We start from the raw sequence: 21,079 nt of genomic DNA, 5'->3' as shown, positions 1-21,079 counted from the left end.
ATGGCCGACGTCGCGCTGCGGCGACCGCCGAGGAGGCCACATGAACAGCGCGAGATCGCCCGAGTCAGGTACCTGCCTGTCCATCGACGCGCTGACCGTCCGCATTCCGGTGAGCCGCGGTGGCGTGGTGCACGCGGTGACCGAACTGTCTCTCGACATCGCGGCAGGCGCGATCACCGCGCTCGTCGGCGAATCCGGTTGCGGGAAGTCGATTGTCGCGAGTGCCGTGATGGGTGTGCTACCACGCGAAGCCATCACCACCGGGTCCGTTCGCCTGCAACTCGGTGGCGCGGACCCGGCCCCCGAACCGATCGACATCCTCGCCGCCCACCTGCCGTATCGCGGCCGTCACATCGCCCTGGTCCCCCAGTCACCGAGCACCTACTTCTCCCCCGTACGGACCGTCGGATCTCAACTCGCGGAGGCGATCACCGCGCTCGGCACCGCACACACCCCCGCCGACCTCGTCGAGCGCGCCGAGCTCTCCGTCGCCGCGCTCGACCTGTATCCGCACGAGCTCTCGGGCGGCATGGCCCAGCGGGCAGCCGTAGCGGCCGCCTTGGCGGGTGACCCCGAGGTGATCATCGCCGACGAACCCACTTCCGGACTCGATCGCACGCGCACCGACCAGATCGGAAAACTGTTGCGTGAGTGCGCCGATGACGGTGCGGCGGTCCTGCTGATCACGCACGATCTCGGGCATCTGATCCGCGCGGGCATCGCCGACACTGTCGCGGTGATGTACGCGTCACGCCTGATGGAGGTCGGCCCCGGGGCTCACGTGCTCGACGATCCGTGGCACGACTACACGCGCGACCTGCTCGCCGCCCTACCCGAACACGGCCTGCACCCGCTCCCCCATCCCCCGCGAGCGCTGACGAACCTGTCGGAGATCTGTCCCTACGCGGGTGGCCCGACGCACTTGGTTCCCCAGCTGCCGCGCATGATTCGCCGACCGAGGTCCTGATGCTGATCGCCGACTCCATCACCGCGGGCTACAGCTCGGAATCCGTCATCCGCGGGGTCGACCTGCGGATCACTCCGGGCGAGATCGTCGGAATCACCGGCGACTCGGGATCGGGGAAAACCACGCTCGCGCGAACCATGGCCGGGCTACTCACGCCCACCTCCGGCACTGTCACCGTCGACGGGCAGGCACCCCGCCGGGCTCGCGGCGCCATCGCCATGGTCTTTCAATCCCCCCGTGCCGCGACCAATCCCCACTTCACTCTCGCCCGGATCATCGCCGAGCCCGCCCGCATCCGCGGCGCCACGGTCCCCGATCTCGCCGCGCTGGCCACCGCTGTCGGTCTCACCCCCGACCTGCTCGACCGCCGCCCCCACGCCCTCAGCGACGGCCAGCTCCAACGCGCCTGCCTGGCCCGCGCCCTCGCCCAGAACCCCCGCTACCTCATCCTCGACGAAGCCACCGCCATGCTCGACGCGGCCACCACCGCCACCATCATCCGCCTGGTCATGACGCGCGCCGACGACAACCTCGGCGTCCTGCTGATCAGCCACGACGAGCCCCTCCTCGCGGCCGCCTGCACCCGCATCACCACGATGCACGACGGCACCCTCAGCCCGCGGCAGGCATCTCCGCAATAACCGCACGATTACCTCAGGCTGCACACAGGAACCCGTTTTAGCGTGAGCCCCTGTGACATTCACGCAACCGAATCCAGTCAGCGCGTGCCGCAGCCTCAGCGGATGGGCCCGCACCGCACCGACCGTCGCCGAAGTGCTGCGCACCCCCGACATCGCGGTGATCGCCGAACGGGTGCGGACCGCGGGACCGCGCGGGGTGATCGCGCGCGGGCTCGGGCGTAGTTACGGGGATCCGGCGCAGAACGCGGGCGGACTGGTGGTCGACATGACCGCGCTGGACCGCATCCACAGCATCGATCCCGACAGCGGGATCGTCGAGGTCGACGCGGGCATCAGCCTGGACACGCTCATGCGGGCGGCGCTGCCGTTCGGGCTGTGGGTCCCGGTGCTGCCGGGTACCCGGCAGGTGACGGTCGGTGGGGCGATCGGCGCGGATATCCATGGTAAGAACCATCATTCGCAGGGCAGCTTCGGCAATCACGTGGTGTCGATGGATCTGCTGACCGCCGACGGAACGGTACGTACCTTGGGCCCGGAGGGGCCCGACTCGGCACTGTTCTGGGCGACGGTCGGCGGGATGGGGCTCACCGGCATCATCATCGGCGCGCGAGTTCGGTTGAAGCACACCGAGACCGCGTATTTCCTCGTCGACAACGACCGCACACGCGATCTCGACGAGACGATGGAATTGCTGACCGGCGGTTCCGATGACGGGTACGACTACTCGATGGCGGTGCCGGACACCATTTCCACCGGGGCGAAACTCGGGCGGGCCGGATTCAGCCGGGGCTCGCTGGCCACGGTCGATCAGTTGCCGTCGAGACTGCGTAGCAAACCCTTGAATTTCGATGCCCCACAATTGTTCACAGTGCCCGATATCTTTCCGAACGGGATGGTCAATTCGGTGACCACCCGGATTGCCGCCGAGGCCGCTCATCGCCTGTTTCCCCGGCGGTCGCGAGGGCGCATCCAGAATCTGACGCAGTTCTATCACCCGCTCGACCTGCTCGGCGAATGGAATCGGGCGTACGGCAAGCGCGGGTTCTTGCAGTATCAGTTCTCGATGCCGTTCGGGGCCGAGCAGCAGCTGGCCGACGCGGTGCGCACCATCGCCGAATCAGGGCACCACTCGTTCCTCAACGTCTTCAAGCGCATGGGGGCGAGCAATCCGGCGCCGCTGTCGTGGCCGCATCCCGGATACATGCTGAGCTTGGATTTCGCGCTCTCCAGCGGGCTCGACCGATTCTGCGCCGACCTCGACGAGCGGGTGCGGGCGGCGGGTGGACGGCTGTACCTCGCGAAGGAATCACGGACCACCCCCGAGATGATCGCGACGATGTATCCACGGCTCGACGAATGGCGCCGGGTCAGGGACCGGGTCGACCCCGAACGGGTATTCGCCTCCGACCTCGCACGACGGTTGCGGCTGGTGACAGGACTTCGACATTGATGTGCTTCAGATCACGGCCGGTGAATTGCGCACGAAAGCTGTTCACAGTTAATCGAATTCACCGGCAATGACGCACGTCACTGTCCGTTTTGAACTCTTAAGACTTTATAAGTTACATTTCAGCAACAAACAGTTGGACACTTGATCATGGGTGCTCGATCGAGGGCCTGCGCTCCCCAGGGAGCATCGCCATTGAGGGAAAGACTGCATTCATGAACATCAGCAAGGTTGCCGCAACCTCCGCACTCGTCATCGCCGCGCTCGGCGTTGCCACCGGCACGTCGCACGCCGCTCCGGCGCCTGCTCCCGCGCCCGTCGCGGCCTTCCTCGACGGCGTGAACCAGGGTGTGAACCAGGTGCTGCCCGGCATCAACTGGAAGACCGGCATCGAGGGCGACGCGGTCGTCGTCGAGACCGACGCGGGCTCGCTCACCACCGAGAACAACCAGTTCCAGGTGCGCGACAACCAGGGCAACATCGTCGCCGCCCTGCCGCTGGCCTACACGCTCGACGACCTCGAGTACCCGATCGACGCCGCCGTCGACGGCACCCGCGCCACCCTGACCCCGCGCACCGACGTGGCCTCGGCCCGCCCGTCGACCCTGCTGAAGGACGTCGTCCGGCAGGACGCCTTCGACGACGCCGTCAGCGCCGCGGCCACCCAGTTCGGCATCATCACCGCCATCGGCACTCTCGTCGGCACCCTCACCGGTGGCCTCGCGGGCTGCGCCATCGGCGGCGTCGGCGGCCTGGTTCTCGGCGTCCCGGTGCTCGCCCTCGGCGGCGCCACCGGCCTCGCGGGTTGCCTCGCCGGTGCCGCCGTCGGCATCCCGCTGGGTGCGGCCGCGGGCCTGGTGCTGACCGGCGTCCCCGCCGCGATCGCCATCGGCATCGGCTTCAGCAACCGGATCAACGCGCCGGAAAACCAGTAGTCGTCACCGGAAAGGCCCCGTCCACCCGGACGGGGCCTTTCGTGCTGTTCAGCGCGCGAGGCGGATGCGCAGCGCCTCGTAGGTGGGGATGAAAACCTTTCTGCGGTAGCGGCGTTCGACGATCTCCCACGGGCGGCCGGCTGCGGTCAGGGCTTCGAGAAGCGCGGTGAGTTCGGAGTGGACGAGCTGGGCGCCGAGGCAGAGGTGGCGGCCGCCGCCGAACCAGAGCTGGCGGGTTTCGGGGTTGTAGTCCCGGTCGACGCGGAACTCGCCCGCGGCGTTGTTGATGGTCCAGGTGAGGATCTTGACGTGTTCGCCGGCGCGCAGGTCGCGGTCGGCGATGCGGACATCCGCGGTGACCGAGCGGCCGACGAGGTAGGCCGGGCTCGTGACGCGCAGGGTCTCGCGGACCGCGTCGGGAAGGCGATCAGGAGCGGCGAGCAGGGCGCGGTGCTGGTCGGTGTCGTGCATGATCGCGACCATTCTGGTCATGGCGCTGGCGAGCGTGTCGGTGCCCGCGACGGCCATCAGGATCGCCAGGCCGCCCGCGTGCTCGACGTCGAGGCCCAGTTCGCGGCAGCGGCCGAGGGTGGTGTCGGGATCGGCGCGGGCGTACGCGTCGGGAACGTTGACGGCGAGCTGGGTGGCCAGCTCCCGGGCGCGGGCCAGCGCCACCGGGTCGAGCGTGGTCGAGGCCATCGTGCCGAAACCCAGGTTGACCAGTTCTTCGACGTGATGGAACAGGCGCAGGAACAGCGCGTCCTGATCGTCGGTGTAGTCGCCGCCGATGGCCGCGGCGATGTCTTCGGGGCGCATGCCGACCAGGTCGGAGACGCTGCGCCCGACCAGGATCTGCGCGCGGGCGGCGATGTCGACGGTCTCCCCCGCCGCCAGGCGTTCGCGCAGGTCACGCAGGTCGGGGCCGATCACGCGCTCGACCAGAGCATCGGTGTGGCTCAGGGTGAACAGGTCGCGCACCTTGGTCCGCAGGTCGGTATGGCCGGGACCCTCGAACAGATCCTCGACCCAGTCGCCGATGACCTGCGCCCACCAGTGCCCGGCCGCGCCCTCGGACACGATGCTGAAATGGGTGCTGTCGTTGTAGATCTGGCGGGCCACCAGCGGATCGGCGACGAACCAGCCGAGTTCGGGCACCTTGCGGATGGGCCGCGCGAACCGTCCCAGCAGCAATAATCCAGGCAACCAGGGTTGACCAGCGGCGAGTAGGGTTAGTTCATGGCGTCGGGCGGAGCTCCACACCCCGGCAGAATCTAATCGAGCACGCCCGATTAGTGAAGGTCTGTGGCTAGGATCGACGAGATGCGCTGGTGGTGATCTGTGCATCACGCGATATCTGGAAGTGAACAAGCATGGTGAGTTCGACAATCGAAGCCGTCGGCGCGTATCTGCCGGCCAGAGAAGTGACCACGGCGGAGTTGCTGGCGCAGCTGGCCGTCGACGCGCCGCTGGATCTGGAGAAGGTCAGCGGAGTCAGGGCGCGCAGGGTACGCGGCGAATCCGAGGACTCCTTCACCATCGCCTCGGCCGCCGCCCGCAGCGCACTGGGCAATTCGCGCTACGACGCCGCCGATCTGGATGTGATCATCTCCTGCTCGATCACCCGGACCCGGGGCGAGGACTTCTGCCTGGAACCGTCGTTCGCTCTGATGCTGCGCACCGCACTCGGGGCGAACACGGCGATCCATTTCGACGTGTCCAACGCGTGTGCCGGGATGATGACCGGAGTTCTCCTGCTGGACAGGATGATTCGATCCGGTGCGGTGCGTCGCGGCCTGGTGGTGTCCGGGGAGTGCATCACGCCCATCGCCGACACCGCGGTGCGGGAGATCTCGCAGAAGTACGACCCGCAGTTCGCCTCGCTCACCGTCGGCGACGCCGGGGCGGCCGTGCTGCTCGACGGCACCGACGGGCCAGGGCTCGACTACGTGGAGCTCAACACCAGCGCCGCGTTCGCGAAGCTGTGCTTGGGGATGCCCAGTGACCAGGGGCCGGGAGTCGCGCTCTACACCGACAACCGGGCGATGCACAACGAGTCCCGGTACCTGCTGTGGACCTCGCGGCAGCTGGAGTTCCTGGCCGCCCGCGGTTCCAGCTTCGCCGAGGAGGGTTACGACTACCTGATCCATCACCAGTTCAGTGGCCCCGCTGTGGAATTGATCAACAAGATCGCCGAGCGCGAATTCGACGCGGCGATGCCGCCGGGACTCGCGGTGCTGGACCGATACGGCAATACCGCGTCGACCTCGCATTTCGTGGTGTTGCACGACGCGTTGCGGCAGGGACTGATCGAGCCGGGGTCGAAAGTACTGCTGGTACCGGCAGCTTCCGGGGTGGTCGCCGGATTCTTGTCGGTGACAATCGGCGATCTGCGGGTATAGGACAGTATGGGAATCATCATTTCTTCGGCAGTGACGCGCAGCGGCGGAGTCAGCTCGGTAAGACAGGCGGCAAGCGCCGCGCGCGACGCCTTAGCGGGAGCCGGTTGTCCGCCGGAGCAGGTCGACGCACTGATCAATGTGGGGGTCTATCGCGATGCGAACCTGGTGGAACCAGCGGTCGCGGCGCTGATCCAGCAGGCCGCGGGGATCGGGCTGGACTATCGGCGCGGTGACGTGCCGTGCTTGTCGTTCGATCTGATGAACGGTGCCTGCGGGGTGGTGAACGCGGTCGGGGTGGCCGCATCGCTGCTGGCAGATCTGCCCACGGGACATGTCGTCGTCGTGTCGGGCGACGCGCATCCGTCGGGCCGGGCCGATGTGGAGTTCGCGTTCGAGCCGGTAGGGGCGGCTCTCGTGCTCGAGAATTCCGCCGAAGCGGCGGGTTTCGGCGGAGTCCATGTGAGTGCCGGCGACGTACTGCCCGACCCGCAGGGCTACGTGAAGCTGTCCGCGATGGGAGCCGAGGGCCGTTCCTCGCTGACGGTGGAATTGCTCACCGGGACAGCGGAACTCGTCGAGCACGCCGCTATCGCGGCGCGAGAGGCGTTGGCGGCGGACGGTATCGACGCCGGACAGGTGGTGCTGCTGTGCGGTAAGCCGACGGCGGACTTCGCCGGCGAACTGGCGGCCCAGCTCGGCGTGGGCGCGGTGGTGACCGACGACTTCGCCGCCGACGCACACACTTCCGCGTTGACCGCCGCGTTCGTGGCGGCTCGTGACGCGGGACTGGCCGAACGACCGTTGCTGTTCGTCGCCGCCGACGGTGGACCCACCGCGGCGGCAGTGACCTATCGAGGGGTTGGTGTGCGGTGACACGGTCTCTGCATGTTGTTCCGGATCCGGTGAGTGCGCCGCGACATGGTCGCCATCGCGCGGCGGCCGATACTTCGGTCGCGGTGCCCAGCCCGAGAGCGGTGCTGGCGCTGCGGTCGATTCCGGTGATCGGCTGGATATTCCTGATCGCCGGTGTGGTGCGGCCGTTCCGGGCCCGGTGGCTGCGGGTGGCCTTCTGGATCGATGTGGTGCTGAGCGTCGGGGTGCACGCCGCGCAGATTCCAGCAGCCCGGAAAGTGGCCGCTGAACGGGGGATCTCGGGTCGTCGTGCGGCCGTGATGACCATGCTGCTCGGGGCTACCTGGTGGAAGACGCTGGGCGAGGGCGAACAGTGACCGAGGCGGCACCGTCCGGCCGCGGCTTCGCGAGATCGTCGACGGGATAGCGTGGCGCGATGACAGTGCTGGTGACTGGCGCGAGCGGGTTCGTCGGCGGCGCGATCGTGCGCGGGCTGGTGGCGCGCGGGGTGCCGGTTCGGGCGATGGTTCGCGATCCGGCCTCGGCACCGGAGGGTGTCGAGGTGGCGGTGGCCGATCTCGCCGACGCGGGTGCGCTGGCCGCGGCGGTGGCCGGAGTGCGCGCAGTGGTGCACGCGGCGGCCCTGCTCGGTGAATTCGGCAGGCCCGCCGAGTTTTTCGCGGTGAACGTGGCCGGGACCGATCGGCTGATGCAGGAAGCCGCGGCAGCCGGAGTACGGCGGTTCGTGTTCATCGGGAGTCCGAGTGCGTTGATGGCACCCGACGGCGGGGATCAGGTGGGGATCGATGAGACCGTGCCCTACCCGGCGCGATTTCTCAACAGCTATTGCGAGACCAAGGCCGTGGCCGAGCAATTGGTGCTGGCCTCCGATACACCGGAGTTCACGACGTGTTCGCTGCGGCCGCGCGCGGTGTGGGGGCCCGGCGACCGGCACGGGCCGATCGTGCAGATTCTGGCGAAGTTGCGGGCGGGGCGGTTGCCGGATCTGTCCGGCGGGCGCGATGTTCGGGCTTCGCTGTGCTACATCGACCACCTCGTCGACGCCGCCACTCTCGCGCTGACGGCCGAGAAAATCGGTGGGCGTGCGTATTTCATCGCCGACGCGGAGCCGGTGCCGGTATGGGCGACCTTGGACGCGGTGGCCGCACGGTTCTCGTTGGCCGGACCGAGCGTGACGGTGCCCGCGCCGGTGCTCGGCGGGGCCTTGGCGGCGATCGAAACACTGTGGCGGATACCGGCGGTCGCGCAGCGGTGGACTCCCCCGCTCTCGCGGTACGCGGTCGCGCTCGTCACCCGATCGGCGACCTATGACATTTCGCGCGCCGCCCGTGAACTGGGCTATCGACCGGAGGTGCCGTTCACGACCGGCCTGGACGACTTCCACCGCTGGGTCGACCAGGTCGGCGGGCTGGACCGGCTGCTGGAGGACGCGTGAGTGATCTGTGGGTGGTGATTCCCGCCTTCGACGAGGAACGCGGCATCGGCAGCACCCTGAATGCCATCGCGGCGCAGCAGGACACGGATTTCACGGTGGTCGTGGTCGACAACAACTCCACCGACCGCACCGTCGAGGTGGTGCGGGCCTTCGCCGCCGCCCATCCACTGCCGCGCATCGTGGTGATCGACGAGCAGCAGAAGGGCACCGGCGCCGCCGCCGATACCGGGATGCGCTACGCGATTTCCCGAGGCGCCACCTACCTCGCGCGCACCGACGCCGACTGCCTGCCCGCCCCCGACTGGACCCGGCGGATCAAGGCCGGGTTCGGCTCCGGGCTGCGATTGGTCAGCGGTCAGCTGATTCCGCGCACCGATGAAGGCGTTTCCTGGATCGACCGCACGATCATTCGGGTGGCACTGGAAGTGGCCTCGACGTTCGGCAAGGTGCGCTCGGGCAACCGGGATCCGAAGTATCTCGGACCCTATGTGATGACACCGGGGTGCAACATGGCCATCACCGCCGAATTGTATGTTGCCGCAGGCGGATTCCCGCGCACCGCGATCGAGGATCTCCACGAGGACCGGGCGCTGGTCAACGCGGTGCGCACGATCACCACCGACTACGGTTTGCGCCGGGACGTGCGGGTGCACGGCTCGAATCGGCGAGTGCGCGCCTGGGGTATTCGCAAGACGCTGGCCTGGTACGCCGATCATCGGTATCGGCCCGACGTGGTCGATATTCGGTGACCGCGGCCGGGCCGATCGGCAGTGGAGGGGAACATCGGTGACCGACTTTCTCGCACGGCTTGCCGCGCAAGCCGCACGGATTCCGGACGCGTCGGCGCTCGGCACGGTCGGCAAGCGCGCGCTCACCTACCGGGAGCTGGTGGAGTCCATCGGCCGGGTGGCACACAATCTCGGCGAGGCGGGGTTCGCGCCGGGCGATCGAATGCTGTTCTCGATCCGGCCGAGTGTCTCGTCGGTGCTGGTGATCTTCGGGGTGATCGCAGCGGGCGGGACGATCGTGTTCGTCGACCCCGGCGTCGGGCCGGAGCTCTTCGCCAAGCGAGTCGGCCTGGTCGAACCAGCTTGGGCCGCAACAGAATCGCTGCTGTACGCGGTGAGTGGCCCACTCGCCGGGTTCGGGCGCAAGAAGGGGCTGGAACTGCCGCGGTTCGGCGCGCTCGATGTTCGCCATATCCACAGCGGAGTGTGGTTGCCCGGTACGCCGTTCGGGTCGATTCCGTTGCGGCGGTTCACCGGTGACGCACGCGAGACCGCCCTGCCCGCCGCGGATCCCGACGCGGCGGCGTTGATCGTCTTCACCTCCGGAACGACGGACGACCCGAAAGCCGTGGTGCACACGCGTGCTTCGCTGAGCGCGGGACTCGCCGCGATGGGCGGAAAGACCAGCCTCGCGCCGGGCGCCTTCCTGCACACCGAGCAGCTCATGATGGGACTGCCCGCGTTGATGGCGGGGGCGCGGTGGGCGATGCCGCGGTATCCACGGTTCGGGACGCACATCGATCCTGTCCGATTCACGCGAAATCTGCGGAGCGCTACGCATACGTTCTACACCCCGGCCGATCTCGCTGTCGCGCTCGACGCGATCGAAGCCGGCGACCTCGAGCCGCCGCCGAATCTGCGTCAAGTGGCCCTCGGCGGCGCGCCGGTCACCTCCGCACTCCTGCGCCGGGCACGGAAATCGTTGCCCGACACCGAGTTTCTCGCGATCTATGGGATGACGGAGATCCTGCCGGTGGCGATCGCGACCGGCACCGCCAAGCTCGCGCACGACGGGGATCTGCTCGGCGCTCCGGTGCGTGGTGTGCAGGCGCGGATCGCCGACGACGGGGAACTCGTGCTGTCGGGCCCGAACCTGTGCCGCGGGTATCTCGGCGCGGAGCCGCTGACCGAGATCGCGACCGGGGACCTCGCACGGTGGGACGGAACGGAACTCGTCCTCACCGGACGCAAGAAAGACATGATGATCCGGGGGAAGACCAATGTCTACCCGGGGTTGTACGAGCCGGTGATCACCGCGATCGACGGGGTGCGCGAGGCGATCATGGTCGGCCTGCCGGACGAGATCGGCGATGAGCGGATCGTGCTCGCCATTGTCGCCGAACCGGGAGCAGACGATATCGCGGCCCTGCTTCGCGAACGACTGCCGCAGGTCATCGACACCACCGCCGTCCCCGACGACATCGTGGTGGTGGATCGGATTCCGGTCAGCGGGCGGACGAACAAACCGGATCGCGCGGTGCTACGGGAGCTTGTGGGCAAGCTGCTCGCCTGAGTGCGGGCCGCCCGTTGGACTCGGTGCTGCCGGTCGGCTCAGCGGGTCACCGAGCGGAGCGTGCGGTCGGCGAGGGATTCGATGGTGGCCCGAGGGAGCATGGTGTCGACGTAGCAGAAGGTGATCGACATCGTGGTGCCGAGAGTGGCCACCGCGACCGTCAGCGCACTGGCGCAGGAGTTCGTCCCGGCGACCGTCAGCGCCGTGATATCCAGCGGCTCAGGGGTTTCGGGCGGTGAGAGTCTGCCCAGATTGCTGAGAGTGACGTTCCACGGAGCCCGGCGGTCGATGAGTTCGATGGTGCGCCTGCCGGATTCGAGCGAGCGGGGGCAGCCGTAGCGGATGGCGGCCAGGGCGGTGAGGTCGGTGTTCTTCGCCAGCTGCTGGTGCAGTTGGGTTTTCGCCGCGCGAGCCGCGTCCCACAGGGAATGGCCAGGGCCGTAGGGGACGAAAGTGGGGACGACCGCGGTGAACATACCGGGCTCGTCGTCGGCCGGGGGCGGGTTCAAGCGGGAGCGGACGTCGACCGGAATGCCGATGCCCGCGACGCCGGAGGACCGGGGGGCGAGTTCACCGAGGGCGTTGGCCAAGGCGGCGGTCAGCGCGGCGTTGACGGTGACGTCGTGCTGGTGGCAGCGGGTCCGGAGCTCGGTGAGGGTGTCGCCCTCGACGGTGCGGATCACGGTGCGGGTGCGGCGGATCGGAAGTGGTGGCGCGATGCCGGGCAGGCTGGTCGGGCGGCGCGCCATCGCGGTGAGCTGACCGGTGAGGTTGGTGCGCAGGCAGCGCAGCAGGCGCGTATGTGCGGGAGGGATGAGGTCGTCGGGGGCCGGAATCGGCGGACGCGCGGCGCCGGGGAGGGGAGATCCGAAGGCGTAAGCGAGGATTCGCCACCCCAGCGACGTCATCGAGCGGCCGTCGAGCAGCACATGCGACAGCACCAGGATCAGGTCGTGGTGTTCCTCGGAAGTGCCAGGGCGCCACACCAGATCGATGAGGCGCCCAGGTGCGGTCGCGAGGTCGACGGGCTCGGCCAGCTGTTCGTCGAAGACCGTGCGCCACTCGTCGGGGTCGTCGACCATGCGGTGCAGGACCGGTAGATGCGGGTCGGCGGACGGGGCGAAACGCGGGCCGTCGACAACGGTTGCCCGCAGTAGCGGAAATTCCGCGACCAGCGCGTCAGCGGCCTCTTCCAAGCGGTAAGCGCCGATCGGGCCGCGCACCCGCAATCGAACCACGCAATTCGCCGGCGACAACTGATCGACGAGCCAGAACCACCGCTCCGATGCCGACAGCGGGCGCATCACCTCGCCCAACACGGCCTCCGCTGTATCGACACACCGCGAGCGTACCGACGCCCGCCCGAAACTCAGCACTTTCACATGGCGTTACTACATGCGTATTATGGACTTATGGGTTTCGAGTGGCCTGATTGGGCGATCGCTCACCTGATCGGCATCGAACCCAGCGAGGTTCGGCAGGTCCTCGCAGCGTCACGACGGTGGCCACGCCCGGCCTTCGACGGCCAGGTGACCGTCCTGACGGTGTGGGGGCGCACCACAGCCGGCCGCCCGTTGATCGTGGTGATGCGGCAACGGGAGGACTGGACGTGGGTGATCATCGGCGCACGCACGATGCGCGCCGAGGAACTGGCGCAATTCGAGCAGTGGGAAAGTGAGACCCGATCATGAGCGAGCCAGGACTTCCGTCCAGCAAAGAAGAACTCGCCGACTTCATGGATCGGCTGAGTTTCTCCGACGAGCCCACCGATGCCCCACCACGTCTTCCCGTCAACGAAGACATCATGGTGACCACGTCGATCCGGCTCCCCCTCGGTCTGCACAGCCGGCTGAAATCCCTCGCCGACGAACGTCGGGTAGGAGTCTCCACCCTCCTGCGCGAATGGGCTGAGGCAGCCGTCGCCGATATCGACGACGAAGACCAGATGATCTCCCTGGCCGAAGCCAAACGCGCCCTCTCCCGAGTCCACCCCATCCACCGAGCGAGCTGACGCGAGGACCGACCGGTAGACGGAAAGACGACTGAAGCCCCCGCCGAAAGCGGGGGCTTCAGTCGTCTCGATCAGCTGGCTCGCCTCAGCGGCGGCGCTTGCCCTTGGAGTCGGTGCGGGCGGCTTCGCGGCGTTCGCGGCGGGTGCCGCCCTGCTGATGACCGCCGTATTCCTGTGCGTCGGAATGGGATTCGGCGTGGCCGTCCTCGGCGGGGCCCGAGTAGTTCATGGCTCGGGGAGCCTGGTCGCTGATTCCCTTGGCACGCAGAGCAGGCGGGGCCTGGGTCTCCGCGGGGGTGTCCTGCGGGCGGGCACCGACCGGGGAGCGCAGACCCTTGTCGACCGAGACGCCTTCGGGCTGGGGCTGCTGGACCTCCACCTGGAGGTTGAAGAGGAAGCCGACCGACTCCTCCTTCAGGCCTTCCAGCATGGCGGCGAACATGTCGAAGCCCTCGCGCTGGTACTCGACCAGCGGATCGCGCTGGGCCATGGCGCGCAGGCCGATGCCCTCCTTGAGGTAATCCATCTCGTAGAGGTGTTCGCGCCACTTGCGGTCGAGGACCGAGAGCAGAACCTGACGTTCCAGGTTGCGCATCGCGCCTTCGCCCGCGAGGCCGTCGATCTCCTGCTCGCGCTTCTCGTAGGCGGTGTGCGCGTCGTCGAGGAGCGTTTCGCGAAGCTCGTCGCGGGTGAGTTCGCCGGCGTCGCCGGTGGCGGTCTCGCCGGTGAGTTCCTTGTGATCCAGGCTCACCGGGTACAGCGTCTTGAGGGCGGTCCAGAGCTTGTCCAGATCCCAGTCCTCGACGTAACCCTCGGCGGTGGCGCCGTCGACATAGGCGGTGGTCACGTCGGTGATCATGTTCTGAACCTGACCCTCCATGTCCTCGCCGCGCAGGATCTGGTTGCGCTCGCCGTAGATGACGGTGCGCTGCTGGTTCATCACCTCGTCGTACTTCAGCACGTTCTTGCGGATCTCGAAGTTCTGCTGCTCGACCTGGGTCTGGGCGCTCTTGATGGCCTTGGAGACCATCTTCGCCTCGATCGGGACATCGTCGGGCAGGTTCAGGCGGGTCATGATCGACTCGAGCGCGGCGCCGTTGAAGCGGCGCATCAGCTCGTCACCCAGCGAGAGGTAGAAGCGGGACTCGCCCGGGTCGCCCTGACGGCCCGACCGACCACGCAGCTGGTTGTCGATACGACGCGACTCGTGACGCTCGGTGCCGAGCACGTAGAGACCGCCGGCCTCGCGAACCGTCTCGGCGTCGTCCTCGGTCTGCTTCTTGACCTGGTCGAGTGCGGAGTGCCAGGCGGCCTCGTACTCGTCAGGGGTGTTCACCGGATCGAGGCCCTGCTTGCGCAGCAGGATGTCGGCGATGATGTCGGCGTTGCCGCCGAGCACGATGTCGGTACCACGACCGGCCATGTTGGTGGCCACGGTGACCGCGCCGGGGCGACCGGCCTCGGCGATGATCTGGGCTTCCTGCTCGTGGAACTTCGCGTTCAGCACCGAGTGCGCCACACCACGCTTGGTGAACTGCTTGGACAGGTACTCCGAGCGCTCCACGCTGGTGGTACCGATCAGGACCGGCTGGCCCTTCTCGTGCCGCTCGGTCACATCGTCGACCACCGCGGCGAACTTGGCCTCTTCCGACTTGTAGATCAGGTCGGCCTGGTCCTTGCGGACCATCGGCTTGTTCGTCGGGATCGGGACCACGCCGAGGTTGTAGATCGAGTGCAGCTCGGCGGCCTCGGTCTCGGCGGTACCGGTCATGCCCGACAACCTGCTGTAGAGGCGGAAGTAGTTCTGCAGGGTGATCGTGGCCAGGGTCTGGTTCTCCGGCTGGATCTCGACCTTCTCCTTGGCCTCGATCGCCTGGTGCATGCCCTCGTTGTAGCGGCGGCCGACCAGGATACGGCCTGTGAACTCGTCGACGATGATCACTTCGCCGTCGCGGACGATGTAGTCCTTGTCGCGCTGGTAGAGCTCCTTGGCCTTGATGGCGTTGTTCAGGTAGCTCACCAGCGGCGAGTTCGCGGCCTCGTAGAGGTTGTCGATGCCGAGCTGATCCTCGACGAACTCCACGCCCTGCTCGTGCACGCCGATGGTGCGCTTCTTGATGTCGACTTCGTAGTGGACATCCTTCTTCAGCAGCGGCGCGATGCGCGCGAATTCGGCGTACCACTTCGACGACGCGTCGGCCGGGCCCGAGATGATCAGCGGGGTGCGGGCCTCGTCGATGAGGATCGAGTCGACCTCGTCGACCACGGCGAAGTTGTGACCACGCTGGACGAGATCGTCCAGGGAATGGGTCATGTTGTCGCGCAGGTAATCGAAGCCGAACTCGTTGTTCGTGCCGTAGGTGATGTCGGCGGCGTAGGCCACCCGACGCTCGGCGGGAGTCATACCGCCCAGGATCACGCCGACCTCGAAACCGAGGAAGCGGTGCACACGGCCCATCCACTCGGAGTCGCGCTTGGCGAGGTAGTCGTTGACCGTGACCACGTGCACGCCGTCGCCGGAGATGGCGTTCAGGTACGCGGGGAGCACACAGGTGAGCGTCTTGCCCTCACCGGTCTTCATCTCCGAGATATTGCCGAGGTGCAGCGAGGCGCCGCCCATGATCTGGACCTTGTAGTGCTTCTGGTTCAGCACTCGCCACGACGCCTCACGTGCCACGGCGAAGGCCTCGAGCAGCAGGTCGTCGAGGGTTTCCCCGTCGGCGTAGCGCTGGCGGAACTCATCGGTCTTGGCACGCAGCTCGTCGTCGGTCAACGCTTCGATCTCGTCGCCGTACGCGATGACCTCATCGGCGAGGTTCGAGAGCCGCTTGACCATGCGACCTTCACCAATCCGTAGCAACCTCGTCAGTGTCAGCGCAGGCACGGGTCTCGTCAGTCCTCTGGTCGGAGTTGTGTTCAACGGCGATGGTAGTCCGCAGACCACCGTACCCGGCGGCGCGGACCCGTGCCCGGCGTACCGGCGCAGTCATTACCCCAGGTCACGACGCTCGGCGAGCCTCCTTGCCCGGCACCGCGATTCACCTGCCGTGACGTAGGATGTAGCGCGTGCCCGATCAGCGCCATGCGGCACCGGAAGGAGCTTCGGAGCGCGTGATCACGAGATTGACGCCGCAAGACGCGTCGTTCTATCGGCTCGAGTCGAGCAGTAACCCGATCCACATCGGCTCTCTCGCGATCCTGAACAACTCCTCCCCCGACAGCACAGGCCAGGTACTGGACTACGAACGCCTCGTCGACCTGGTCGAATCCCGGCTGCCGATGGTGCCGCGCTACCGCCGCAAGGTGCGCGAGATCCCGCTCGCCATGGGCAGGCCGGTCTGGGTCGAGGACAGCCGTTTCGACATCAGCTATCACATCCGGCGCTCCGCGCTGCCGAGTCCCGGCAGCGACGGCCAGCTCTACGATCTCGTCGCCCGGCTCGCGTCGCGACCCCTGGACCAGGGACGACCACTGTGGGAGATGTACCTGATCGAGGGCCTCGCCGACGGGCGCGCCGCGGTGTTCACCAAGTCGCACTCGGCACTCGTCGACGGTGACACCGCCCTGGAGATCGGGCACGTGATCCTCGACAACTCCCCGCTGCCGCGCGAACTGGCCGACGACTCGTGGCGTGCGCCGCGCGAACCCACCGATGTGGAACTGCTCGCCGGAGCGCTCTCGCAACTGGCCGCGCAACCGCGCGAGGCCTACAGCGTGATGCGCGACGCCGGATCGAACGCGTTCGGGGTGGTGCGCGGCACGCGGATGGCGGTGAAGGCCGCGGCCAGCGTGGTGCGCGCGGCGACCTCGAGCGCGGCGCCGGACAGCCCGCTCAACGCCCGCACCTCACGCAGCCGCCGCTTCGACGTGGTGCGCACCGATCTGGACGACTACCGCACGATCCGCAGGCATTTCGACTGCTCGATCAACGACGCGGTGCTCGCGGTGGTCACCGGGGCGCTGCGCAACTGGCTGCTCTCGCGCAACGAGGCACTGGTCGAGTCGACCAATCTGCGCGCGGTGGTGCCGATGTCGGTCTATGTCGACGGCGACAATCAGCTGACCCCGGCCAGCGAGGTGTCCTCGTTCCTCATCGATCTGCCCGTGGGCGAACCGAATCCGACGATGCGGCTCTCCCACATCTCGCACGCCACCGAAGCGGCGGGCAGGCAGCGCCGCGGGGTGCGGGCGCGCACACTCGTGCACCTGGCCGGGTTCGCGCCCGCCAGCCTGCACGCGATGAGTGTGCGAGCGGCGAGTACCTTCGCCGACAACAGTTTCAATCTGGTGATCACCAACGCGCCGGGACCACAGACCGCGATGTACATCGGCGGCGCGCGCATGCTGGAGATGTATCCGGTATCACCGCTGCTGCGCAATCAGACGTTGAGTTTCGGGCTCACCTCGTACGACGGTCAGGTCTTCTACGGACTCAACGCCGACCGCGACGCCATGGCCGATATCGATGTCCTCGCGGCATCGGTGCACGAATCGATGGAGGAGTTGCTCGGTGCCTGTCTCTGAGAACGACACGATGCGCGTCTACATCCCGGCGACGATTCCGCTGCTGCGCCAACTCGTCGACGAGCAGCAACTGCTCCCGCTCGGCGCGACCGCGTTCGCCGTGACGCCCGCGCTGCGCGAGGCCTACGCCGCGGGCGACGACGAGGAGCTCGCCGAAGTGGCGATGCAGGAAGCCGCCCGGGCCTCCATGCGGTTGATCGGCGCCGAGCGCGACGGACTCGACGATCTCGACGACGACGCCGAGGGCTCGGCCACCACCCCGGGTGGCCCGGTGTATCGGCGCGCGGTGATCGCGGCGGATGTAGCGGGGGCCAAACTGCGGCCCGATCTCGACGATGCTGTGGTGAAGCTGTCGGGGCCGGTCACCTTCAAACAGGTCGCGGCCGTGCATGTGGACCTGGCCGAGGCCGAGCCGCAGGTGGCCAAGGCGGTGGACGTCATCGACGCCGCTGACCTCGGCGATACCGACGCGGAATTCGTGCTCGGTGACGCGGAGGACCACCAGCTTGCCTGGTACGCACCACAAGAACTGCCGTTCCTGCTCGAGCTGTTGTAATTTGCGGCGGGCGGCGGCGGGGTTGCCCAATGTTCACAACTGGCGCTGAACCTACGATGCCGTAACCTGGCTGCGAGAGGGCTACCCCACGGTGGACCGGATGCACGACAGGGAGAAATCGCACAGCATGGTCATCGACAAGTTCCGGGAATGGCTCGAAGCACCGGCGGCGCAGGTCGCCGACCGCGGCGGCAAGCTGAACATCTTGCGCGGCGCGGTAGCCCGGGTCACCACTCCCCTGCTGCCCGACGACTATCTGCATCTGGCCAACCCCCTGTGGTCGGCACGCGAACTGCGCGGGCGCATCGTCGAGGTCCAGAAGGAGACCGCCGACTCGGCGACCCTGGTGATCAAGCCGGGCTGGGGCTTCGATTTCAAGTACCGCCCCGGGCAGTACATCGGCATCGGCATCCTGATCGACGGCCGCTGGAACTGGCGTTCCTACTCGCTCACCTGCCCGCCGGACTGGACCGGCGAGGGCGGCAAGCGGCTCATCTCCATCGCGGTGAAGGCGATGCCGGAAGGCAAGTTGTCGAGCCACCTTGTCAACGGGGTGGCCGCGGGCACCATCGTGCGGCTGGCCGCGCCGCAGGGCGGGTTCGTGCTGCCGGAGCCGCCGCCGGCGAAGGTGCTGTTCCTCACCGCGGGCAGCGGGATCACCCCGGTCATGTCGATGTTGCGCACGATGGACCGGCGCGACGGCGTCAACGATGTGGTGCACGTCCACTCCGCACCCACCGACGCCGACGTGATGTTCGGCGCCGAACTGCGCGCCCTGCACGACAAGCACCCCAGCTTCGTCTCCCACCTGCAGCTCACCGATGCCCACGGCCTGTTCTCCCTGGCCAGCCTCGACGAGCTCTACCCCGACTGGCGCGAACGCGAGACCTGGGCCTGCGGGCCTGCCCCGATGCTCGACGCGATCGAAAGCCACTGGAAGAACGCGGGTGTGGGCGACCAGCTGCACATCGAGCGCTTCGAGGTGGAACGCTCCGCGATCGGCGAGGGCGGCACGGTGACCTTCGGCACCACCGGACGCACCCTCACCGTCGACGGCGCCACCAGCCTGCTCGAAGCCGGTGAGTCCGTCGGCGTGCAGTTGCCCTTCGGCTGCCGGATGGGCATCTGCCAGACCTGCGTGGTGACGCTGTCCGCGGGACACGCCCGCGACCTCCGCAACGGCGACGAACGTCAGCCCGGCGACAAGGTGCAAACCTGCATCTCCGCCGCCGCCGGCGACTGCACGCTGGACATCTAACCGGTTGCCGAACCGCCGAGCGGGTACCCTTGACCTATGCGTCGGCCACAACCCGTGACCGGCGGCTATCGCTTAGGCCCCTCACTTCGATCAATGCCTGAGGGCGCGACTTAGGATCACTCACAGGCCGAACAGCATCGAGGCGACAGCCCTAGGCGCGCAGCGCCGGGTTTTTCGGCGTCTCGATTCCGGACTCGCCGAAGAGTGCGACCGAGCAGCGCCCTCGACCAGGCAAGATCGAGGTTCCCAGGCCGAGAACCCGCGGCATCAGCTGCTGATAATCAACAGGAGGACCCCCGGTGGCCATCACCGATATTCAGGCCTTCGCCCATCTGACGGCGGCCGACATCGAGACACTGGGGAAAGAACTCGATTCGATCCGCCGTTCGGTGGAGACCTCCCGTGGCGAGCGCGACGCCCGCTACATCCGCCGCACCATCGCCGCCCAGCGAGCTCTCGAGGTCGCCGGGCGCGCGGTGCTGTTCGGCAGCCGCAATCGCTGGGCGTGGCTGGGCGGCACCGCGATGCTCTCGGTCGCCAAGATCATCGAGAACATGGAGCTGGGCCACAATGTGAGCCACGGCCAATGGGATTGGATGAACGATCCCGAGATCCACTCCACCACCTGGGAGTGGGACATGACCGGCACCTCGGCGCAGTGGCGCCGGGCGCACAACTATTCGCACCACACCTACACCAACGTGCTCGGCAAGGACGAGGACCTCGGCTTCGGCATTCTGCGGATGACCCGCGACGAGGCGTGGCGTCCGGTGCATCTGGTCCAGCCCGCCGCCAATCTGCTGTTGGCCGCGACCTTCGAGTGGGGTATCGCGCTGCACGATCTCGGCATCGAGAAGGAGCTGGCCGGCGTCGAGGGCGTCACGATGACCTCGCCGCCCGACATCGAGTTCTACCGCAAGGCGGGCCGTCAGGTCGCCAAGGATTTCGTGATCTACCCGGCGCTGACCGGTCCGGCCTGGAAGTCGACGCTCAAGGCCAACGCCACCGCCAACCTCGTCCGCAATCTCTGGTCGTACGCGGTGATCTTCTGCGGCCACTTCCCCGACGGCGCGCAGAAGTTCACCGCCGAGCAGCTCGACGGGGAGACCCAGGGCGAGTGGTACCTGCGCCAGATGCTGGGCAGCGCCAACTTCAAGGCCGGCCCCGTGATGGCGTTCATGAGCGGCAACCTCTGCTACCAGATCGAGCACCACCTGTTCCCCGACCTGCCGAGCAATCGGTACTCGGAGGTGGCGGTCCGGGTGCGCGAACTGTGCGACAAGTACGACCTGCCCTACACCACCGGATCGCTGGGCAAGCAGTACCTGCTGGCCTTCCGCACCATCCACAAGCTGGCGCTGCCGGATCGCTTCCTCAAGCGCACCGCCGACGATGCGCCCGAGACGTCGTCGGAGCGCAAGTTCGCCGGCATCTCGCTGCCCGACAGCCTGCGGGTCGACCCGGAGACCGGAAAGCGTTTCGGTCTGCGCTCGGCGCTGCACGATGCCAAGGTCTCGCTCGAGATCAAGGCGCGGCACGAGAAGGAAGTGCTGCGCGAGGCGAAGACGGCGCTCAAGGCTCGAGCCCGGCAGGAGAAGCTGGCGCTGCGCGAGGCCAAGCGGGCATTGGGTGAACGCGCCGTGCGCGAACGGGGCGTGTTGCGGGACAAGGCAGCTCGTCGCATGGCTCGCCATGCTCGATAACATTTCCATCTCGATCGCGCAATAGGACT

At 67.6% G+C, this 21,079-nt stretch carries 19 protein-coding genes; 16 read left to right on the top strand and 3 right to left on the bottom strand.

All coding sequences use genetic code 11. The features are described 5' to 3' along the window. Positions 1-40 precede the first annotated feature (40 nt). The 4 genes from ACFQ9R_RS24620 (at position 41) to ACFQ9R_RS24605 (ending at position 3,990) form a co-directional block, all read left to right on the top strand. Positions 41-967, top strand: a complete 927-nt coding sequence (locus tag ACFQ9R_RS24620) for an ATP-binding cassette domain-containing protein (RefSeq protein WP_378993544.1) — start codon at positions 41-43, stop codon at positions 965-967. After that, positions 967-1,608: an ABC transporter ATP-binding protein gene (locus ACFQ9R_RS24615; protein ID WP_378993543.1), complete on the top strand. Its 642-nt coding sequence runs from the start codon at positions 967-969 to the stop codon at positions 1,606-1,608. Before ACFQ9R_RS24620 ends, ACFQ9R_RS24615 begins: the two co-directional genes overlap by 1 nt. A gap of 52 nt (positions 1,609-1,660) precedes the next feature. Beyond that, complete coding sequence (locus ACFQ9R_RS24610) at positions 1,661-3,058, top strand: FAD-binding protein (protein ID WP_378993542.1); 1,398 nt, start codon at positions 1,661-1,663, stop codon at positions 3,056-3,058. A gap of 212 nt (positions 3,059-3,270) precedes the next feature. Beyond that, positions 3,271-3,990 carry a hypothetical protein gene (locus tag ACFQ9R_RS24605; RefSeq protein ID WP_378993541.1) on the top strand — a complete coding sequence of 240 codons (720 nt, stop codon included), beginning with the start codon at positions 3,271-3,273 and terminating at the stop codon, positions 3,988-3,990. Between the two features lie 48 nt (positions 3,991-4,038). Here the strand turns inward: ACFQ9R_RS24605 and ACFQ9R_RS24600 are convergent, their stop codons facing one another. After that, positions 4,039-5,181, bottom strand: a complete 1,143-nt coding sequence (locus ACFQ9R_RS24600) for a cytochrome P450 (protein WP_378993540.1) — start codon at positions 5,179-5,181, stop codon at positions 4,039-4,041. A 179-nt stretch (positions 5,182-5,360) separates the two neighbouring features. Here ACFQ9R_RS24600 and ACFQ9R_RS24595 point away from each other — a divergent pair, with 179 nt between their 5' ends. From ACFQ9R_RS24595 to ACFQ9R_RS24570, 6 genes are all read left to right on the top strand, one after another. Then, positions 5,361-6,389, top strand: a complete 1,029-nt coding sequence (locus ACFQ9R_RS24595) for a 3-oxoacyl-ACP synthase III family protein (RefSeq protein ID WP_378993539.1) — start codon at positions 5,361-5,363, stop codon at positions 6,387-6,389. A gap of 6 nt (positions 6,390-6,395) precedes the next feature. Next, positions 6,396-7,262 carry a hypothetical protein gene (locus ACFQ9R_RS24590; RefSeq protein WP_378993538.1) on the top strand — a complete coding sequence of 289 codons (867 nt, stop codon included), beginning with the start codon at positions 6,396-6,398 and terminating at the stop codon, positions 7,260-7,262. A gap of 83 nt (positions 7,263-7,345) precedes the next feature. Further along, the gene (locus tag ACFQ9R_RS24585) at positions 7,346-7,618 is read left to right on the top strand and encodes a hypothetical protein (RefSeq protein WP_378993537.1); all 273 of its coding nucleotides are present in this window, start codon (positions 7,346-7,348) and stop codon (positions 7,616-7,618) included. 59 nt (positions 7,619-7,677) lie between these two features. Then, positions 7,678-8,697 carry an NAD-dependent epimerase/dehydratase family protein gene (locus ACFQ9R_RS24580; RefSeq protein WP_378993536.1) on the top strand — a complete coding sequence of 340 codons (1,020 nt, stop codon included), beginning with the start codon at positions 7,678-7,680 and terminating at the stop codon, positions 8,695-8,697. Then, positions 8,694-9,446: a glycosyltransferase family 2 protein gene (locus ACFQ9R_RS24575; protein WP_378993535.1), complete on the top strand. Its 753-nt coding sequence runs from the start codon at positions 8,694-8,696 to the stop codon at positions 9,444-9,446. The genes ACFQ9R_RS24580 and ACFQ9R_RS24575 overlap by 4 nt, the downstream gene beginning before the upstream one ends. A gap of 37 nt (positions 9,447-9,483) precedes the next feature. Beyond that, positions 9,484-10,998: a class I adenylate-forming enzyme family protein gene (locus tag ACFQ9R_RS24570; RefSeq protein WP_378993534.1), complete on the top strand. Its 1,515-nt coding sequence runs from the start codon at positions 9,484-9,486 to the stop codon at positions 10,996-10,998. Positions 10,999-11,036: 38 nt separating this feature from the next. Here ACFQ9R_RS24570 and ACFQ9R_RS24565 read toward each other — a convergent pair whose 3' ends face one another. Then, positions 11,037-12,317, bottom strand: coding sequence for a condensation domain-containing protein (locus tag ACFQ9R_RS24565; RefSeq protein WP_378993533.1), 1,281 nt, complete (start codon positions 12,315-12,317; stop codon positions 11,037-11,039). Between the two features lie 93 nt (positions 12,318-12,410). Here ACFQ9R_RS24565 and ACFQ9R_RS24560 point away from each other — a divergent pair, with 93 nt between their 5' ends. After that, positions 12,411-12,689 carry a hypothetical protein gene (locus ACFQ9R_RS24560; RefSeq protein ID WP_056813016.1) on the top strand — a complete coding sequence of 93 codons (279 nt, stop codon included), beginning with the start codon at positions 12,411-12,413 and terminating at the stop codon, positions 12,687-12,689. Next, a complete protein-coding gene (locus ACFQ9R_RS24555) occupies positions 12,686-13,009 on the top strand; it encodes a hypothetical protein (protein WP_378632602.1) in 324 nt (107 codons plus the stop codon). Before ACFQ9R_RS24560 ends, ACFQ9R_RS24555 begins: the two co-directional genes overlap by 4 nt. An 85-nt stretch (positions 13,010-13,094) precedes the next feature. Here ACFQ9R_RS24555 and secA read toward each other — a convergent pair whose 3' ends face one another. Continuing rightward, the gene (gene secA, locus ACFQ9R_RS24550; RefSeq protein ID WP_378993532.1) at positions 13,095-15,893 is read right to left on the bottom strand and encodes a preprotein translocase subunit SecA; all 2,799 of its coding nucleotides are present in this window, start codon (positions 15,891-15,893) and stop codon (positions 13,095-13,097) included. Positions 15,894-16,120: 227 nt separating this feature from the next. Here secA and ACFQ9R_RS24545 point away from each other — a divergent pair, with 227 nt between their 5' ends. The 4 genes from ACFQ9R_RS24545 (at position 16,121) to ACFQ9R_RS24530 (ending at position 21,050) form a co-directional block, all read left to right on the top strand. Then, on the top strand, positions 16,121-17,533 hold the full coding sequence (locus ACFQ9R_RS24545; protein ID WP_378993531.1) for a wax ester/triacylglycerol synthase family O-acyltransferase: 1,413 nt from the start codon (positions 16,121-16,123) through the stop codon (positions 17,531-17,533). Positions 17,534-17,543: 10 nt separating this feature from the next. After that, the gene (locus ACFQ9R_RS24540) at positions 17,544-18,089 is read left to right on the top strand and encodes a DUF6912 family protein (RefSeq protein WP_378993573.1); all 546 of its coding nucleotides are present in this window, start codon (positions 17,544-17,546) and stop codon (positions 18,087-18,089) included. A 100-nt stretch (positions 18,090-18,189) separates the two neighbouring features. Then, complete coding sequence (locus ACFQ9R_RS24535; RefSeq protein WP_378993530.1) at positions 18,190-19,347, top strand: ferredoxin reductase; 1,158 nt, start codon at positions 18,190-18,192, stop codon at positions 19,345-19,347. 299 nt (positions 19,348-19,646) lie between these two features. After that, on the top strand, positions 19,647-21,050 hold the full coding sequence (locus ACFQ9R_RS24530) for a fatty acid desaturase family protein (protein WP_378993529.1): 1,404 nt from the start codon (positions 19,647-19,649) through the stop codon (positions 21,048-21,050). Positions 21,051-21,079 lie beyond the last annotated feature (29 nt).

Origin of the sequence: Nocardia sp. NPDC056541, from assembly GCF_042794235.1 — a bacterium.
Lineage (GTDB): Bacteria > Actinomycetota > Actinomycetes > Mycobacteriales > Mycobacteriaceae > Nocardia.
The sequence above is the reverse complement of the archived record's forward strand: the minus strand, read 5'-3'. Positions and strand labels throughout refer to the sequence as shown.

Bases quoted from the DNA above. Each gene is read 5' to 3' on its own strand.
- ACFQ9R_RS24595 (WP_378993539.1), top strand. From the start codon at position 5,361: ATGGTGAGTTCGACAATCGAAGCCGTCGGCGCGTATCTGCCGGCCAGA.
- ACFQ9R_RS24540 (WP_378993573.1), top strand. From the start codon at position 17,544: ATGCGCGTCTACATCCCGGCGACGATTCCGCTGCTGCGCCAACTCGTC.
- ACFQ9R_RS24580 (WP_378993536.1), top strand. From the start codon at position 7,678: ATGACAGTGCTGGTGACTGGCGCGAGCGGGTTCGTCGGCGGCGCGATC.
- ACFQ9R_RS24555 (WP_378632602.1), top strand. From the start codon at position 12,686: ATGAGCGAGCCAGGACTTCCGTCCAGCAAAGAAGAACTCGCCGACTTC.
- ACFQ9R_RS24620 (WP_378993544.1), top strand. From the start codon at position 41: ATGAACAGCGCGAGATCGCCCGAGTCAGGTACCTGCCTGTCCATCGAC.
- ACFQ9R_RS24560 (WP_056813016.1), top strand. From the start codon at position 12,411: ATGGGTTTCGAGTGGCCTGATTGGGCGATCGCTCACCTGATCGGCATC.
- ACFQ9R_RS24615 (WP_378993543.1), top strand. From the start codon at position 967: ATGCTGATCGCCGACTCCATCACCGCGGGCTACAGCTCGGAATCCGTC.
- ACFQ9R_RS24605 (WP_378993541.1), top strand. From the start codon at position 3,271: ATGAACATCAGCAAGGTTGCCGCAACCTCCGCACTCGTCATCGCCGCG.
- ACFQ9R_RS24590 (WP_378993538.1), top strand. From the start codon at position 6,396: ATGGGAATCATCATTTCTTCGGCAGTGACGCGCAGCGGCGGAGTCAGC.
- ACFQ9R_RS24535 (WP_378993530.1), top strand. From the start codon at position 18,190: ATGCACGACAGGGAGAAATCGCACAGCATGGTCATCGACAAGTTCCGG.